Source organism: Flavobacterium sp. PS2 (assembly GCF_046250155.1).
In the GTDB taxonomy this organism is placed as follows: domain Bacteria; phylum Bacteroidota; class Bacteroidia; order Flavobacteriales; family Flavobacteriaceae; genus Flavobacterium.
Window position 1 is genome coordinate 1,322,372 of record NZ_CP176426.1, and the last position, 17,207, is coordinate 1,339,578.

Annotated in this window: 15 protein-coding genes; 8 read left to right on the top strand and 7 right to left on the bottom strand. The window is 32.2% G+C overall.

Going from position 1 to position 17,207, the window contains the following annotated elements; genetic code table 11:
• Positions 1 to 103 precede the first annotated feature (103 nt).
• From ACJ6WR_RS05640 to ACJ6WR_RS05650, 3 genes are all read right to left on the bottom strand, one after another.
• A complete protein-coding gene (locus tag ACJ6WR_RS05640; protein ID WP_409417920.1) occupies positions 104 to 1,060 on the bottom strand; it encodes a GSCFA domain-containing protein in 957 nt (318 codons plus the stop codon).
• Between the two features lie 72 nt (positions 1,061 to 1,132).
• Positions 1,133 to 1,933, bottom strand: coding sequence for a hypothetical protein (locus ACJ6WR_RS05645; protein ID WP_039111436.1), 801 nt, complete (start codon positions 1,931 to 1,933; stop codon positions 1,133 to 1,135).
• 225 nt (positions 1,934 to 2,158) lie between these two features.
• A complete protein-coding gene (locus ACJ6WR_RS05650; RefSeq protein ID WP_039111437.1) occupies positions 2,159 to 2,536 on the bottom strand; it encodes a GxxExxY protein in 378 nt (125 codons plus the stop codon).
• 305 nt (positions 2,537 to 2,841) lie between these two features.
• Between ACJ6WR_RS05650 and ACJ6WR_RS05655 the strand changes: the two genes are divergently transcribed.
• Complete coding sequence (locus ACJ6WR_RS05655) at positions 2,842 to 4,587, top strand: ABC transporter ATP-binding protein (protein WP_409417288.1); 1,746 nt, start codon at positions 2,842 to 2,844, stop codon at positions 4,585 to 4,587.
• A 65-nt stretch (positions 4,588 to 4,652) separates the two neighbouring features.
• On the opposite strand, the gene ACJ6WR_RS05660 is transcribed toward ACJ6WR_RS05655, so the two are convergent.
• The 4 genes from ACJ6WR_RS05660 to alaS all read right to left on the bottom strand — a co-directional run bounded on the left by ACJ6WR_RS05660 (position 4,653) and on the right by alaS (position 10,302).
• The gene (locus ACJ6WR_RS05660; protein WP_409417289.1) at positions 4,653 to 5,525 is read right to left on the bottom strand and encodes a hypothetical protein; all 873 of its coding nucleotides are present in this window, start codon (positions 5,523 to 5,525) and stop codon (positions 4,653 to 4,655) included.
• 176 nt (positions 5,526 to 5,701) lie between these two features.
• Complete coding sequence (locus ACJ6WR_RS05665) at positions 5,702 to 6,475, bottom strand: hypothetical protein (protein ID WP_039117531.1); 774 nt, start codon at positions 6,473 to 6,475, stop codon at positions 5,702 to 5,704.
• A 226-nt stretch (positions 6,476 to 6,701) separates the two neighbouring features.
• Positions 6,702 to 7,478: a hypothetical protein gene (locus ACJ6WR_RS05670; protein WP_409417290.1), complete on the bottom strand. Its 777-nt coding sequence runs from the start codon at positions 7,476 to 7,478 to the stop codon at positions 6,702 to 6,704.
• Positions 7,479 to 7,662: 184 nt separating this feature from the next.
• Positions 7,663 to 10,302 (bottom strand): alanine--tRNA ligase, encoded by a 2,640-nt coding sequence (gene alaS / locus ACJ6WR_RS05675; RefSeq protein ID WP_409417291.1) that lies wholly within the window; start codon positions 10,300 to 10,302, stop codon positions 7,663 to 7,665.
• Between the two features lie 202 nt (positions 10,303 to 10,504).
• Between alaS and ACJ6WR_RS05680 the strand changes: the two genes are divergently transcribed.
• The 7 genes from ACJ6WR_RS05680 to ACJ6WR_RS05710 all read left to right on the top strand — a co-directional run bounded on the left by ACJ6WR_RS05680 (position 10,505) and on the right by ACJ6WR_RS05710 (position 17,034).
• Positions 10,505 to 11,482: a M23 family metallopeptidase gene (locus tag ACJ6WR_RS05680; RefSeq protein WP_039111443.1), complete on the top strand. Its 978-nt coding sequence runs from the start codon at positions 10,505 to 10,507 to the stop codon at positions 11,480 to 11,482.
• Between the two features lies 1 nt (position 11,483).
• A complete protein-coding gene (locus ACJ6WR_RS05685) occupies positions 11,484 to 11,816 on the top strand; it encodes a MerR family transcriptional regulator (RefSeq protein ID WP_035619327.1) in 333 nt (110 codons plus the stop codon).
• Positions 11,817 to 11,848: 32 nt separating this feature from the next.
• Positions 11,849 to 12,430 (top strand): LemA family protein, encoded by a 582-nt coding sequence (locus tag ACJ6WR_RS05690; protein ID WP_039111444.1) that lies wholly within the window; start codon positions 11,849 to 11,851, stop codon positions 12,428 to 12,430.
• 77 nt (positions 12,431 to 12,507) lie between these two features.
• Positions 12,508 to 12,945 (top strand): TPM domain-containing protein, encoded by a 438-nt coding sequence (locus ACJ6WR_RS05695; RefSeq protein ID WP_039117528.1) that lies wholly within the window; start codon positions 12,508 to 12,510, stop codon positions 12,943 to 12,945.
• Positions 12,945 to 13,748 (top strand): TPM domain-containing protein, encoded by an 804-nt coding sequence (locus ACJ6WR_RS05700; RefSeq protein WP_039111446.1) that lies wholly within the window; start codon positions 12,945 to 12,947, stop codon positions 13,746 to 13,748. Before ACJ6WR_RS05695 ends, ACJ6WR_RS05700 begins: the two co-directional genes overlap by 1 nt.
• 75 nt (positions 13,749 to 13,823) lie before the next feature.
• On the top strand, positions 13,824 to 14,237 hold the full coding sequence (locus ACJ6WR_RS05705; RefSeq protein WP_035619335.1) for an RrF2 family transcriptional regulator: 414 nt from the start codon (positions 13,824 to 13,826) through the stop codon (positions 14,235 to 14,237).
• Between the two features lie 247 nt (positions 14,238 to 14,484).
• A complete protein-coding gene (locus ACJ6WR_RS05710; protein WP_409417292.1) occupies positions 14,485 to 17,034 on the top strand; it encodes a TonB-dependent receptor in 2,550 nt (849 codons plus the stop codon).
• The last annotated feature ends 173 nt before the right edge of the window (positions 17,035 to 17,207 follow it).

The following is a 17,207-nucleotide window of genomic DNA, read 5'->3' on the forward strand; positions in this document are numbered from 1 at the left end:
TAAAAAATATACCTCAATACTTTACATAATTATCCAAACTTATTTTAAAATTAAGGACTATTGTAAGTATATTTCTACTTTAACTTCAAAACAAAGAACGGATTTAAAACTTAATATGAGGCCATTTCTGTTCTATCTTTTTTATTTTATCACTTAGTTTTGATAAGAAAGTACGATGCTGTTCAGAATCAGGATTGAAGCTTCGATGAGAAAGTCCTTTTTGTATTTCGGATACCTCTTTCATGATAAGAATCCCTTCTTTAGCAATATAGTTTTCACTGAATTGTTCCCAAATATAATCGATAGCAACTTGGTTAGGATGTAACATATCTTCGGTATAAAAACGATAGTCACGAAGTTCGTCCATCATGATTTCGTACGAAGGAAAATATTTAGTTTGCAGTTTATAGCATTCAGTATTCAAGGTGTCGTGCAGTGAAGAAATTAAGTTGGATTTACTCCATTGATTCTCCACAAAACCATCTTTTATATGTCGGACTGGCGAAACGGTAAAAATAATCTTTGCTTCAGGATTCATCGAAGTGATTAAATCTATTGTTTTCTGAATACTATCTTTTATTATATCTACAGATAAAAGCTCTTTTATAAATTGCTTTTGTGGTACTTTATGGCAATTAGCCACAATCTCATTACTTTCTATATTTCTATAAATCCAAGAAGTTCCGTAGGTAATAATGATGTGAGTAGATTCAGTTAATTGTTGGTACAATTTTTTAATAATCTCATTCAGATTATTAATTAAATCTTCTTTATTTGTGTTGCTCAAATCTGAATGTACATCAAACGAATGCCATCGTTCGTTATGAAAAAACACATCGCTCTCGGTAAATGTCTTTTGTGAAACTGCAAAGTTTATCAATTTTTCAATCGCCAACGGATGAAACAAAATTCCAAACGGATTACAACTATTATCGAATTTAAAATAATCCAATTTCTCTGCCATATTTACTGCAAAACAAGAACCAAAGGACAATACTCTAGAATTATAATCGATAGGATTGTTACTTTGCGAAATAGGAATTTGGGTTCTGAATTGCATAATCGTTGTTTCGTGTAAATTTCGTCTATTTTTTATAAATACGAAAGCACGATGCAATGACATTCCGCTTTTTTAATAGGTGTATGATAATCTGTATCCTAACTTTCCATCATTATAAAATGCTTTTGTTAGTACATACCCTTCGGAATCGTAAGTGTAAGTAGCTGTATTTGTAGATTTATAAGGCGTTATTGAATTTCGAAAAGAAGTTATATGCATCGCCAAATCCTGTGAAGATGTAGTATGTGTAGTTTCAATAATATTATTAATAGAATAGTCGACATCTAACAACAAACCAATTCCTATAACATTTTTAAGTGGGCTGTTATTTGTATCATACTTAAAAGCTACAATATCGGCACTGCCATAATCTTTACTCTCTTTATCTACCTGTTTTATAATATTGCCATTCTCTAATGTAAATGTTCCAGTCGCAATTTCTGTTGTAGTATTCAATTTATCATTATAAAGATGTACGCTATAGCTTACTGTTTTATCCTTATTATAAGTATACTTTTTTAAGAACTTCTGATTATTAAATATATGAACAGCTTCTTTTAGCTTATTATTTTCATATTCATACAAAGTACAATAAACCAATAGCTTCTTATTAGAAAAATCTTCTTTTTTCGTAATTAAATCTCCAGTATAGGTAAAAACTGTTTTTGATCCATTATCATCCAGAATACTTTCGATTTTGTTACCATTATACCTATAAGTGGATTCATAATTATCTGAAGGAAAATCAATGTATTTATAATATTTGGCTTTAGGTAATTTTATATTCCCATCTCCTTGTTCAGCATTGTTTTTAGAACACGAAGTCAGTATTAACAAAGAAGCAACTAAAAAATAGTGTAATTTTTTTTCCATAATGTCGACATGATAATAAGCAACAAAAAGAAAGATTTTAACTGTAATTAGGTCACAAAAAAAGGTTTAAAAATATCATTTTAAGGCACAACTTATTGATGAGATTTTATTTTCATTAAAGATCCCCAATACTATTTGTAGTAAGATGCAACCGATAAAAACAATTAAGATCTCATCAATAAAATTTATGCTCTGAAAATCATCATTTTTTATCCAGACTAAAAATTAAAGATTACTAACAACTCTTGTAATACCTAATTTAATAATTGGTACATTAAAATTAATCAGCAATCCTAACTTCATTTTTGTTATTCTGAGGTAAGTTAAAACTTGTTTAGGATGAACATTTGAAATTTGTTCAATCGATTTTATTTCTAAAATTACCTTATTTTCAACTATTAAATCAGCTCTAAATCCTATATCTAATTTTACTTCATCCCAAATAACGGGTAACGGCTTCTGTCTTTCTACTTTTAATCCTCTTTTCGTTAATTCAAAATACAAAATAGCCTCATAAACAGACTCTAATAGACCTGGCCCTAACTTTACATGTATCCTATAACAAGTATCAACTACAATACTTGAAATTTCATTTTCTGTCATTTTTATTTTTTTTACTAAATTAAAGTAAAAACTTACATTTTAAGCATATCAAACAAAAATCTCGCAAAGTCGCAGAGTCGCAAAGCAATCTTTAAACTTTAATCTACTGATGAAAATTATAATAAGTCTTTGATTTAGCTAATTGCTTTTCAAAAATGATAAAAAGACAACAAAAAAAAAAGGCAATTTTAAACTTTGCGACTCTGCGACTTTGCGAGATACATTTAAAAACTTAATACAATAATCAGAATTACTAAGCCAATCTATTTACTACTTTTGCATCTCCTATAAATTAAAATTCTCAAATGAAATTACTCTATTCTTATATAATCAAACATAAAATGCTGTTGTTTCTAGCCTTGATTATGGCATCTATAAACATCTGCTTCAGTTTATCCGATTCTGTTATTACTGGTAAATTAATGCAAGATTGCGGTGTTGGATTAGCTAAATACAAAGGAAATGAAATCGGTTTTATTAAATCTGTAGCCTTTTGGCTAGGTCTTTCGCTTGGTGCGGCGATGATTTCCAGAATTACCAAAAACTTTCAGGATTATTTCACCAATGTAGTCATCCAGCGTACCGGCGCTCAAATGTATACTGATGGTATTAAAAAATCACTCGACTTACCTTTTGCAGAATTTGAAGACCAACGTAGTGGGGAAACATTAAGTAAATTAACCAAAGTACGTTCTGATTCCGAAAAATTAATTACACTATCTATTTCTTTAATTTTTCAAACTGTTATCGGATTCATATTTGTAATTGTTTATGTTGCTCGTATTGATTACCGTATCTCTTTAATCTTTTTAGTTACTGCTCCAATTATTGCTTTAGTAAGTTCTTATCTGGGTAAGAAGATAAAAATTGTTTCTCGCAAAATTGTAAATCAAACCAATGCATTAGCTGGTTCTACTACCGAAAGTTTAAGAAATATCGAACTTGTAAAAAGTCTTGGATTAACATACCAGGAAGAAAAACGTTTGAATTTAAATACGTTTAAAATTTTACAACTAGAATTACAAAAAATCCGTTTTATAAGAAGTTTAAGTTTTATTCAAGGTACTACGGTTCACTTTTTAAGAACCTGTGTAGTGTTTACTCTATATTATTTTTTGTTTGGACAAAAAATCATTGTGGGTGATTTACTTACTATGGTATTCTTTACTTTTTTCATTTTTAGCCCTTTACAAGAATTAGGTAATTTTATAATTGCGCTAAATGAAACAAAAGTTTCAATGGAGAATTTTAAAACCTTATTAAGCGCTCCAAAAGAATTTCGCCCAAAGAATCCTAAACACGTGGGCGCTATTAGATCTTTACTTTTCTCGAATGTAAGTTTCCAACACAAAACAGCTAAATATAAAGCTGTAGAGAATATTAACTTTGATATTAAGCAAGGACAAACCGTAGCTTTTGTAGGACCATCTGGTTCTGGAAAAACTACTTTAGTTAAATTATTAGTCGGTTTATATACTCCTGCCGAGGGTAAAGTATTTTATAATGACATCGATTCTACCGAAATTGACTTATTAGATTTAAGAAAGCAATTAGGTTTTGTAACCCAAGATGCTCAATTATTCTCAGGAACAATCCGTGAGAATTTACTATTTGTAAGACCATCTGCTACTGATGAGGATTTATACGATGCTTTAAAAAGAGCCAGTTGCGAGACACTATTACATCGTGCCGAAGATGGTTTAAACACCACAATTGGCGAAGGCGGAATTAAAGTTTCTGGTGGAGAGAAACAACGTTTATCTATTGCTCGCGCCATCTTGAGAAATCCGAATTTATTGATTTTTGATGAAGCAACTTCTGCATTGGACTCTATTACCGAAGAAGAAATTAATACTACAATTAGAAATATATCCGACAAAAACAGGATTACAGTTTTAATCGCACATCGATTATCTACGGTAATGCACGCCGATAAAATATTTGTTTTGGAACAAGGAAAAATTATCGAACAAGGGAAACACGATGATTTAGTACTCGAAAAAGGATTGTATTATGCTATGTGGCGTCAGCAAATTGGTGAAAGAAAATAGTCCATAAAAAAAGCCCAATATCTATTAAAAAGATATTGGGCTTTTTTAATACAAACAATTCTGCATTAATAGGTATAAATAATTTCATCTACAAATTCATCCCCTTTTTTCTCTACAGGATATCCATTTTCATCATATTGGTATGTTAATGTCTCTATATACTTCGTTGTTTTTTCTTTATCTGATACATAGGTGATTTTTTCAATAACGTTATTAATACCAAAATCATTGATTCCAAAATCTCCGTGAGACATATCATGACCATTATATATTCCTCCCATATCAAACATTATCAAATTAAGTCCTAAAATATTTTTTAAAGGATTGTTTTGAGTATCATATTTATATTCGTAAGTATATTTATAATAACTATTATCTTCTAGATACTTCGTTGTTTTCTTAACAAGATTACCATTTTTAAAAGTTAGAATTTGTTCTCCATCCTCTGGTACTGTTGGATTATCATGACGGTACATTCTGCTAGAAATTGTTCCATCTGTATTATGAGTGTACACATTTTTTACATAAAAATCGGTAATTAGATCATTATTTGGTGATGAAAGAACCACTTCTTTTAATTTACCATTTTCATATGCATATGAAACCCTACTAATTAAACTATTATCTACATAACCTTCTGTTTTTGTTATCAGACTTCCAGTATAAGTAAAGACTGTTTTCATTGTATGATTATAAACAAAACATTCAGCGCTTACAATTTTATTACCATCATAAGTAATTTTATTTGTTTGATTATTATAGCCCGTAATAACACCAGTAGTCCCACCGCCACTATAATCATAAGAAGCCATTTTATAAGTTATCGTTTTAGGCAATATTGTTTTAACTGGCGTAGTTGGTTTAGTTTCGATATCGTTAGAACATGAACTTAATACTAGTAAAGAACTTACCAGAAAATAAAAAAATTTAGTTTTCATAATATTGGTTTTTTAAATGATTAACCACAAAAAGAAACCTTTTTACCAAACTAATCTTCTGTTATACGTCTTATAAATACCATTTTAAGATATATAAACAACAAATCATTTTACTCCATAAAAAAAGCCCAATATCTATTAAAAAAGATATTGGGCTTTTAATTTTTATAAATCAACTAATAAAAGTACTCCGTAGTAGTTCCTGCATCTTCAAAATTATCAAAAGATTTCGCTGGATAACCATCTGCATTGTATGTAATTTTTGAAGTTTTAGTAACTCCATCCCCAACCTTTTGAGAAATAATATTATGTACATTCCCTGAAGCTTCTCCATCTGCAAAAGAGGTTTTATCCAAACCTAGAATGTTTCTATGCGGGTTATATTTGGTATCATATGTATAAACAAAACTAGGCGAATAATTTGAATCAATTTTACTAACCTCTCCTCCTATAATAGTTATGACTGAAGTCCCTTGAAAAACAGTTTGGCTTTTATCATCTCCCGAATATGCTTTAACTGTAATAGTATTATCTGCATTATAAGTATAGACTTCTTTATAACCTTCTTTTAATTCAGGATCAACTCTTAAAAAAATACTTAATTTTTTATTAGCATCATATGTATATGTATTTTCCTGAAGTATAGTTTCATCAGCAAGTTTAATTATCATTTTTGTAATTAAATCCTGATTATAAATCCAATATACTCCACCTTCCTCATTTGAATCAATAGCACTAATGATTTTATTTCCGTCATATTTATAGTTCAATATGTCGACAGTACCATCTTCGTGAGTTTGAATCATTTTTCTCAACAAAACTTGATCTTCCTTTTTTGGTTCAGTTTTGATATCTTTTATTGGCTCAATATCTCTTCCGTCAGTATCACCAGAACAAGAACTTAATACAAATAAAGAGGCAATCAAGAAATAAAATATTTTTGTTTTCATAATATATTTTCATTTAGAATAATTAAATGCAAAAAGAATCATTTTCATCAACCGACCCCCTTGCGACATGTTTTATAAGTAACACTTTAAGACAAATTAACTTGAATGTTTTTCTCATCTTAATACTACTGGATAACAAATAATTTTACTTTATAAAAAAATCAGATGCAATATTTATCGTATCTGACTTTTTCTGTTTTTTTTTAAGAATGAATCTTAAACGCTATTATTTTAATTCATTGTAGAAATACTGTGTAGTAACTTTTCCCTCAGAAGAAGTTTCTACACTTGTAGCAGGATAATTCCCTACATTATAAGTATAGCTATAACTAGACGAAAGTTTATCTCCAGATGTATCTGTAAGTGTGTTGTGCAAAGTTCCATCAGCCTCTCCATCAACAAAAGCAATTTTGTCCATTCCTAAAATGTTCTTTTCAGGGTTGTTTTTGGTATCATAAGTATATTTATGATTTGGCGAATTTGTACTTACAATTTCAGCTACTTCTCCGTTAAGAAAAGTGATTTTACTTGTTGCATTAGTCTGTGTTTGAGTTTTACTATCTCCAATATACTCTGTTACAGAAATCGAACCATCTGCGTCATATCTATAAACTTCTTTATTACCAAGATTTTCTACTGGATCTATTCTTCTAAAAGTAAGCAACTTTCCTTTAGGATCATACTCATACGAGTTTACTTGTTCTACAGTACCGTCTGCAAGTTTAAATTCCATTTTAGTAATTAAATCTCCAGTATATGTATAGTAAATACCTTCTTTGGTATTATTATATAATTGACTAACTATCTTATTCCCATTATAAATATAAACAGTTGTTCTAGTCGAACCATCCTCATCTTTATCTATGGTTTTTTGTAACAAAACAGAACTCTCCGGAGTAATAACAATAACGCCATTATCATTATTATCTTCTCTAGTTTCGTCATTAGAACAAGAAGCTAGCATTAATAAAGCACTAAATAAGTAAAGTAATTTTATTTTCATTTTTTAATAGGTTATAGATTAACAATTAGAGTGTAAATATAAAAGACTAAGCTCTTAAAAACCTAATAAAAATTCATTTTTTTGTAATAAAAAACCCAAATAAAACAATATAAATTGCTATTTGGGTCTTTATTTTTAATATAATATCCTTAGACACGTAGTATCTCAGATTCTAAGCGACTTTTTACTTCACATAATCAATTGCTTTCGCTAAAGCTTCTGGAATTCCATCTGCATTTTTTCCTCCTGCAGTCGCGAAGAAAGGTTGTCCTCCTCCTCCACCTTGGATATATTTCCCTAACTCACGAACAACTTGTCCAGCGTTTAGTTTTTTATCAGCAACTAATTCTTTAGAGATATAACACGTTAACATTGGTTTTCCTTCTTCGGCTGTAGCCAATACTACAAATAAATTTGTGTAAGAATTACCTAGTTCATAAACCAAATCTTTAGCTCCTTCTGGAGATAAATCGACTTGTTTTGCTAAGAATTGCACACCATTAATTTCTTGTAATTCCTTAGCCAAATCTCCTTTCATGTTTTTGGCTTTATCTTTTAATAAAACTTCTAACTGTTTTTTAAGTTTAGCATTTTCATCTTGCAATGAAACAACTGCTTTTATAGGATCTTGTGCATTTTTTAAAACAGCATTAATCTCTTTTAATTTTTCTGCTTGATTTGCAAAATATTCTTTTACAGCTCCCGAAGTTATTGCTTCGATACGACGAATTCCTGATGCAACTGCACCTTCGCTCACTATCTTGAAATACCAAATATCAGCTGTATTGTTTACGTGAATTCCTCCACATAATTCCATACTATCACCAAATTTAATAGCACGTACATGATCTCCATATTTTTCACCAAACAAAGCCATTGCTCCTTCCTGAACTGCTTGCTCAAATGGTACACTTCTTCTTTCTATTAAAGGCAACTGCTCCTGGATTCTTGCATTTACAAAATCCTCTACTTGTTGCAATTCTTCATCGGTTACTTTTGAGAAATGAGAAAAGTCAAATCTTAAATGTTTCGGACTTACCAATGATCCTTTTTGCTCTACGTGCGTTCCTAAAATAGAACGTAATGCCTGATGCATTAAGTGCGTAGCAGAGTGGTTTGAAGCGGAGCTTTTTCTTGTACTTACATCTACAAAAGCTTTAAAAGTCTCCGTTAGATTATTTGGGATTTCTTTAGCAAAATGTATAATTACATTATTCTCTTTCTTAGTATCAATTATGTAAATTACATCTCCGTTACTAGCTTCAAAATATCCTTTATCTCCTACTTGTCCTCCACCTTCTGGATAAAAAGGTGTCATATTAAATACGATTTGATAGATTTCTCCATCTTTAGCACTTTCGACTTTACGGTAACGAGTAATTTTTACCATTGCTTCGGTACGGTCGTATCCTATGAATTCTTCATCTTCATCATCAATCAAAATTTGCCAATCTCCCGCTTTTACTTTCGAAGCTGCACGAGAACGCTCTTTTTGTTTTTGTAATTCTGATTCGAAACCTGCTTCGTCTAATTTTAATCCTTTCTCAGAAAGTATCAAAGCTGTTAAATCGATTGGGAAACCATACGTATCATATAATTCGAATGCTTTTTTACCCGAAACAACTTTATCAGTGTTATTTGCAATAATATTATCTAGTAATACCAATCCCTGATCCAGTGTACGTAAGAATGAATTTTCTTCTTCACGAATTACATTTGCACAAAGTTCTTTTTGCAATTTAATTTCTGGAAACGGAACTCCCATTTGTGTGCTTAGTGTATCTACCAGCTTATAAATAAAAGGCTCTTTGGTATCTAAAAATGTAAATCCATAACGAATAGCACGACGCAATATTCTGCGTATTACATATCCTGCTCCTGTATTAGATGGTAATTGTCCATCGGCAATTGCAAATGCAACAGCACGAACGTGATCTACTACTACACGAATAGCAATATTAGTTTTGTTTTGTTCTTCACTTATATTTTTAACTTCATCAGAAGTATATTTAAAACCTGTAATTTGTTCTACTTTTTCAATAAGTGGTGTAAAAACATCTGTATCATAATTAGAGGTTTTTCCTTGTAATGCCATACATAAACGCTCAAATCCCATTCCGGTATCAACGTGCTGTGCAGGAAGTTTCTCAAGAGATCCATCGGCTTTACGGTTGAATTCCATGAATACATTATTCCAGATTTCTACCACTTGCGGATGGTCATTATTTACTTCTTCTCTTCCAGGTTTCAATGCTTTTTCTTCCTCTGTACGTAAATCAACATGAATTTCCGAACATGGCCCACAAGGTCCCTGATCACCCATTTCCCAAAAATTATCCTTTTTATTTCCAAGAATAATTCGGTCTTCAGCAACAAGAGTTTTCCAGATATCCCAAGCTTCCTGATCAAAAGGAACATTATCTTCTTTGCTTCCTTCAAAAACAGAAACATACAGATTTTCTTTTGGAATTTTATAAACTTCAGTCAATAATTCCCATGCCCAGTTAATTGCTTCTTTTTTGAAATAATCTCCAAAAGACCAGTTTCCAAGCATTTCAAACATCGTATGGTGATACGTATCAAAACCTACATCTTCTAAATCGTTGTGTTTTCCTGAAACACGAAGACATTTTTGCGTGTCGGCTATTCTAGGACTTTTTGGCGTTCCATTCCCTAAAAAATATTCTTTAAACTGGGCCATTCCCGAGTTATTGAACATAAGGGTTGGGTCGTCTTTAAGAACAATTGGAGCAGATGGAACAATTAAATGCTCTTTACTCTGAAAAAAGTCTAAAAATTGCTTGCGTACGTCTTGTGATTTCATATTTAAATTTGAAAATGTGCCAATTTGAAAATGTGTCAATTAAAAATGTGATATTTTTTTTATAATTAATTATCTAATTATCCCGTTATCTAATTGACTAATTATTTTTTTATTATTGAAAAAAGGGCGGAACAACTGAAACATTTATTAAATTTGTTCCACTAACATTTTTACAGTGTGCAAAAATAGGGTATTTTAAAATATGGCGAAAGTAAAATATTATTACGATTCGGAAAATTTGGCCTACCGAAAAATAAAAACTAAAAAAAGGACTAAATTTGGCTTTATTGTCTTGTTTTTAGTTGCTTCGACGTTGTTTGGTTTTTTAGGTTTTGTTATTTTATTGAACACTCCTTACTTTGAAACTCCAAAAGACCGCTTACAAACTCGTGAAATTGAGAATTTAAAGTTGAATTATTCGATTTTAAATAAAAAAATGGATCAGATTGATGCTGTTGTTGAGAGTCTTGAGGAACGTGACAATAATTTATACCGAGTTTATTTTAACAAAAAAGAAATTCCAGATTCAATACGAAAAGCTGGTTTTTCGAGAATCGAAAGATATAAAGCTTTAGAAGGCTACAATAATTCGCAATTGGTAATTAAAACCACCAAAAGAATCGATGTTCTTTCTAAACAATTAGCAATACAATCGAGATCATTAGACGAAATTTTGAAACTGGCTAGTGCCAAAGAAGATTTATTATCGGCAATTCCTGCCATTCAGCCAGTACAGAACGAAAATTTAAAACGTATGGTTTCTGGTTTTGGTTATAGAACAGATCCATTTACCAAAGTACGTAAGATGCATGAGGGTATGGATTTTACGGCCAAAACAGGAACTCCTGTTTATGCCACTGGTGATGGTGTAATAGATAGAGCCGACAGTAATGCCTCTGGTTTTGGAAATCATGTCGTAATTAGGCACGGTTTTGGTTATGAAACTTTGTATGCCCATTTAAGCAAATACAACTGCCGACCTGGTCAAAAAGTAAAACGTGGTGACGTTATAGGTTATGTAGGTAGCACCGGAAGATCCGAAGGACCTCATTGCCATTACGAAGTTCATAAAGATGGTAAAGTAGTAAACCCTCTTAATTTTTATTACGGAAATATTTCGGCGGTGGAATATGTTGCCATTTCGCAATTAGCAAACCAAGAAAATCAATCATTAGATTAAAATGCATATAGAATTACAACCTGATAAACGATATTATAGTATTGGCGAAATCGCCAAAGCATTTCATGTGAATGCTTCTTTGATACGCTTTTGGGATGGAGAATTTGATATTCTTAAACCCAAAAAAAACGCTAAGGGTAATAGAATGTTTACACCTGAGGATGTAAAAAATTTACAATTAATTTTCCACTTAGTTAAAGAACGCGGTTTTACACTGGAAGGTGCCAAAATTCACCTGAAGGAAGGCCAAAAGAAAACATTAGATAAATTCGAAATAATACGTAAATTAGAGACGATAAAAACACAATTGACTGAAATTAAAAACGAATTGTAAAAACAAATCAATAAACTTAAATTAAAGCAAATATGAAAAAATGGTTAATCCCTGTAGGAATTATTGTTGCACTAATCGCTATTATAGCTTTTTGGTCAATTGGAATTAAAAATACTGGTTTAAAATATAACCAGGCAGTAAACAAAGAATGGGGAAATGTAAACACAGCTTACCAACGTCGTAATGACCTTATCGGAAACTTAGTGAATACGGTAAAAGGTGCTGCTGATTTCGAAAAATCTACATTGACTGCTGTTATCGAGGCTCGTGCAAAAGCAACTGCGGTAACAATAGACCCAAGTAATGTTACTCCAGAACAATTGGCTCAATTTAACCAAGCACAAAGCGGTGTATCTTCATCTTTATCTAGATTATTAGTTTCGGTTGAACAATACCCAACTCTAAAAGCAAATGAAAATTTCTTGAAATTACAAGATGAATTAGCTAGTACAGAAAATCAAATTCTTACTGCAAGAACTCGTTTTAATGAAGCTGTTCAGGAATACAATGGTTACATATTATCAATTCCTAACAAATGGTTCTTAGATTATAAAGAAAAGCCATATTTTGAGGCTGTTGCTGGAGCTGATAAACCTGTAGAAGTAAAATTCTAAAAAAATTGATAAACGATTTTTGATTGTAGAAATACTAAATTTAAAAATCATTATTATTCATCTAAAAACTAATTTCAATGTCAAAAGTAGAAGATTTTTTAACCAAGGAAGAAGAAGAAGCAATTGTTGAAGCTATTCGTGTGGCCGAAAAAAATACTTCTGGCGAGATTAGAGTTCATATAGAAAAATCAACTTCTAAAGCCCATTTTGATAGGGCTTTGGAAGTTTTTCATGAATTAAAAATGGACGAAACACATCTTCAAAACGGTGTTTTAGTTTATGTTGCCGTAGACGACCATAAGTTTGTCATTTGCGGAGACAAAGGAATAAATGACGTTGTGCATCCTGATTTTTGGGACTCAACCAAAGAAGCAATGGCAGCACAATTCAAACAACAAAATTTTAAACAAGGACTTATTGACGGTATCTTGGTAGCGGGTGAACAATTAAAAAAATATTTCCCTTGGTCTGCTGACAATACTAACGAATTATCAAACGAAATATCTAAAGGATAATGATTACACCCAAACTAAATACCTCGATTTTCCTAAAATTAATCGTTTGTCTGTTCTTTACCCAAATAGGTTTTGCTCAATTTACAATTCCTGAAAAACCAAAATTTCAGACTTCTGTTTACGATTATGCAAATGTTTTAAGCCCTACAGAAAAAGCACAGTTAGAAGAAAAACTAATTCGTTACTCAGATTCTACTACTACTCAAATTGTTGTAATTACCATTGAAAGCCTTAAAGGTGAAGACATTGGTATATTAACTCCAAAATGGGGACAAGAATGGGGAATTGGCGGAACTGCAAAAAATGATAACGGAGTTCTTATTTTATTGGCTAAAGCCGAAAGAAAAATATGGATATCACCTGGTTATGGTCTTGAAGACAAATTAACTGCTGGTATTGGTGGTGAAATTACCCGAAATATTATTATCCCTGAATTTAAAGCAGGAAGTTACTACAAAGGTCTTGACAAAGGCGCCGATGCTCTTTTTGACGTTTTTAAAGGAAAATATAAAGGAAGCCGTAAACAAGACGAAGGACAAAATTTCCCTTTCATAATGTTCATTATTATTGTAGGTGTTATCATATTTCTTATGTCAAGAAATAAAGGTGGTGGCGGAAACTCCGGAAATAGTGGCGGTGGAGGCCCTAGCCTACTCGACGTAATCATTTTAAGCAATCTTGGCCGAAGTGGCGGTGGCGGTTTTGGCGGTTTTGGTGGTGGATCATCTGGCGGAGGCGGCGGTTTTGGTGGAGGCTTTGGCGGAGGAGGATTCTCTGGTGGAGGTTCTGGCGGAAGCTGGTAGTTTTCGTTTTTCAGTCCCAATTACCTATCACAGTTTAAAAACTTATAATATATTTGCAAATCATAATTTATAATAATGTTATCACATAAAGCCAAATATGCTCTTAAAGCATTACTTTATTTAGCGGAGCAAGACGAAAATCACATTTCTAAAACTATAGAAATTGCTGAAGGCGCCAATATTCCTAAAAAGTTTTTAGAACAAATTTTACTTGATCTAAAAAGAGGGCATTTTGTGAGTAGTAAACAAGGAAAATACGGTGGTTATTATCTTATAAAATCCAAAAACGATATTACATTAGCCGAAATTCATCGTCTTTTTGATGGAGCAATTGCGCTTTTGCCGTGTGCTTCATTAAATTTTTATGAGCCTTGTTCTGATTGTAAAACGGAGTCAGAATGCCACTTAAGACATGGTTTAATGCTTATTAGAGACAAAACTTTACAAGCGATGCAGGGGATTACAATAGCCTCATTAGTAGAAAAATAAAAAAATATATCCTAAAGTCTAGTAATTATGTAGAATTTATATATATTTGCCAAAAATAAACACACACTAATTAAAACCAACCTTATGAAACCACTTAAAAGAATCCTTGTCAAAAAGACAAGTCGGCTGCAGAGTAGCATTTCAAAATTAATTGCAAAAAACAATACCAGTTCTATTTTATGTATGTGTATGTGCTAGTAAAAAAAATTTAATTTAAATTCTACTAATTACATATACTTAATATAAAATGAAACAATCTATAAAAAATACACTTACAATACTATTCGTTTTAACCTTCTCTATATCATTTGCACAAAACATTGAAGGCGTTGTTACAAATAGCGAAAATATTCCCTTAGAAGCCGCTAATGTTATCATAAAAGGAACAACCTCTAATACAACTACAGATCAAAGCGGAAAATTTAGCATTGACTCTAAAGGAAAACTCCCACTAACACTCTTAGTTCAATATATAGGCTACAAAACTGCAGAGATAGAAATTACAGCTTTACCAATAACCACTCCATTACAAGTTACTCTTAACGAAGAAAATGCCCTTATAGAAGTAGTTGTCTCTTCAAGACGAAGAATAGAAAAAGTTCAAGATGTGCCTATCGCCATATCAGTTATAACTGGTAAACAAGCAGAACAAACAGGAGCATTTAACGTAAACCGTATAAAAGAACTTGTTCCATCGGTACAACTATATTCATCAAACCCAAGAAATACTGGAATCAACATTCGTAGTTTAGGTTCTCCTTTTGGTCTTACAAATGACGGAATCGATCCTGGTGTTGGTTTTTATGTTGACGGTGTGTATTATGCCCGTCCTGCTGCAACAACATTAGATTTTATCGATGTAGAACAAATCGAAGTGCTACGTGGACCACAAGGATCTTTGTTTGGTAAAAACACAACTTCGGGTGCATTTAATATCACTACTCGTAAACCAAGTTTTACTTCGGGCGCTGACTTTGAAGTGAGCTACGGAAATTTTGCTTTCTTACAAGCCAAAGCTTCGATTACTGGTGCTTTAGGAAAAAAAGTAGCAGGTCGTTTATCTTTTTCTGGTACACAACGTGATGGTCTAGTTGATAACATCGTTACCGGAAGAGCTACAAATACACTAAACAATCAAGGAATTAGAGGACAACTACTTTATACTCCATCAGAAAATACTAATATTATATTAGCAGCAGATATTACAACGCAACGTCCTGATGGATATGCTCAGGTTGTTGCTGGTGTTGCTCCTACTCAAAGAGCAGGTTATCGCCAATTTGATGCCATTATTAAAGATTTAAACTATCAATTACCAAGCTTAAATGCTTTTGATCGTAAAATAGATCAAGATACTCCATGGCGTTCAGGACAAGATTTAGGAGGTATATCTCTTAATGTTGATACGAAAATTGGAGGCGGTACGCTTACCTCGACCACTGCATGGAGATTCTGGAATTGGGATCCATCAAATGATAGAGATTTTACAGGATTACAAGTATTGGCAAAATCGCAAAACCCAACCAGACAAACACAAATAACACAAGAGGTTCGCTATGCAGGACAACTTTCATCTAAAATAAGTGGTGTTGTTGGTGTGTTTTTTATCGACCAAACATCGAAAACAAATGGTACAGAAGAATCTGGTAATGCGCAATGGAGATTTTCACAAAGCACCACTAGCCCATTATGGAAAACTCCAGGTCTTTTTGAAGGATACGGAATAAAAACCGATGCAAGAATCAGATCATCTAGTGCTGCCGTATTTGGACAATTAGACTGGGCAGTAACGGAACGTTTACATATATTACCAGGTTTACGTTATAACTTTGATAAAAAAGAAGCCGATTACACTCGTACAACATACGGAGGTTTACAAACCACTGATCCAGCATTGCTTGCTTTAAAAAAATCTGTTTATAGCGATCAAGCTTTTACATCAGATACTGACAACACAGATTTTTCTGGAAATATAACAGTTACTTACAAAGCTTCAGATAAAATTAATGCTTACGCTACTTATGCAAAAAGTTACAAACCAGTTGGTGTAAACGTAGCTGGTCTTCCAACAGATGCCAAAGGACAGCCATTACTTGATCTTGCGGTAATTAAACCAGAGAAAGTAAATCATTACGAAATAGGAATAAAAACATCTCCTTTTAAAAACTCCATATTCAACTTAGCATTCTTTAATACAGATATTAAAGATTTCCAAACAAATGTTCAAGCTGCTGAATTGGGTGTTAACCGTGGATATCTTGCTAATGCAGATAAAGTACGTGTAAGAGGTGTAGAACTAGATGCTAGCTTTGTATTCAGTCAACATCTTACTGTAAATGCAGCTGCAACTTATACAGATGGTAAGTATGTAAAATTCACAAACGCACCACTTCCATTAGAAGAAACAGGGGCTCCAGTAGCATTTAAAGATGTTTCGGGAACTGATTTACCAGGTGCATCAAAATGGGCTGGATCATTAGGAGGTGAGCTTTCTGATAAAGCAAAATTCTTCGGAAATGCTGGTAAAGTTTTCGTAGCGATAGATTCTTATGCACGTTCTGAATTCTCATCAAGCCCATCAGCTTCAAAATATTTAGTAGTTCAAGGCTATGCCATTTTTAATGCTCGTTTTGGTTTCCGTGCAGCCGAAGGTTTATCTGTTCACTTCTGGGGACGTAACCTTTTAAACAAAGATTACTATGAGCAATTATTGCCTGCTGGAGGAAACACAGGACAATATGCAGGAGTATTAGGCGATCAAAGAACTTATGGAGTTACTTTAAAGTATTCTTTATAGCAGAACTTTATTCAACATAAATTAAAAATCTATTAACTGGGATAAGTTTTAAATAACTTGTCCCAGTTTTTTTTATTCAAAATTGTCTAAAAAGGGAACGCGGATGACGCAGATTTACTAAAGTAAAGACGCGGATAAAAACGGATTTTCTATTTATACTTGCTCTCTTTTTC

Excerpts from the sequence above, each read along its gene's own strand:
- ACJ6WR_RS05640 (WP_409417920.1), bottom strand. The coding sequence starts at position 1,060 with ATGCAATTCAGAACCCAAATTCCTATTTCGCAAAGTAACAATCCTATC.
- ACJ6WR_RS05645 (WP_039111436.1), bottom strand. The coding sequence starts at position 1,933 with ATGGAAAAAAAATTACACTATTTTTTAGTTGCTTCTTTGTTAATACTG.
- ACJ6WR_RS05650 (WP_039111437.1), bottom strand. The coding sequence starts at position 2,536 with ATGACAGAAAATGAAATTTCAAGTATTGTAGTTGATACTTGTTATAGG.
- ACJ6WR_RS05655 (WP_409417288.1), top strand. The coding sequence starts at position 2,842 with ATGAAATTACTCTATTCTTATATAATCAAACATAAAATGCTGTTGTTT.
- ACJ6WR_RS05660 (WP_409417289.1), bottom strand. The coding sequence starts at position 5,525 with ATGAAAACTAAATTTTTTTATTTTCTGGTAAGTTCTTTACTAGTATTA.
- ACJ6WR_RS05665 (WP_039117531.1), bottom strand. The coding sequence starts at position 6,475 with ATGAAAACAAAAATATTTTATTTCTTGATTGCCTCTTTATTTGTATTA.
- ACJ6WR_RS05670 (WP_409417290.1), bottom strand. The coding sequence starts at position 7,478 with ATGAAAATAAAATTACTTTACTTATTTAGTGCTTTATTAATGCTAGCT.
- alaS (WP_409417291.1), bottom strand. The coding sequence starts at position 10,302 with ATGAAATCACAAGACGTACGCAAGCAATTTTTAGACTTTTTTCAGAGT.
- ACJ6WR_RS05680 (WP_039111443.1), top strand. The coding sequence starts at position 10,505 with ATGGCGAAAGTAAAATATTATTACGATTCGGAAAATTTGGCCTACCGA.
- ACJ6WR_RS05685 (WP_035619327.1), top strand. The coding sequence starts at position 11,484 with ATGCATATAGAATTACAACCTGATAAACGATATTATAGTATTGGCGAA.
- ACJ6WR_RS05690 (WP_039111444.1), top strand. The coding sequence starts at position 11,849 with ATGAAAAAATGGTTAATCCCTGTAGGAATTATTGTTGCACTAATCGCT.
- ACJ6WR_RS05695 (WP_039117528.1), top strand. The coding sequence starts at position 12,508 with ATGTCAAAAGTAGAAGATTTTTTAACCAAGGAAGAAGAAGAAGCAATT.
- ACJ6WR_RS05700 (WP_039111446.1), top strand. The coding sequence starts at position 12,945 with ATGATTACACCCAAACTAAATACCTCGATTTTCCTAAAATTAATCGTT.
- ACJ6WR_RS05705 (WP_035619335.1), top strand. The coding sequence starts at position 13,824 with ATGTTATCACATAAAGCCAAATATGCTCTTAAAGCATTACTTTATTTA.
- ACJ6WR_RS05710 (WP_409417292.1), top strand. The coding sequence starts at position 14,485 with ATGAAACAATCTATAAAAAATACACTTACAATACTATTCGTTTTAACC.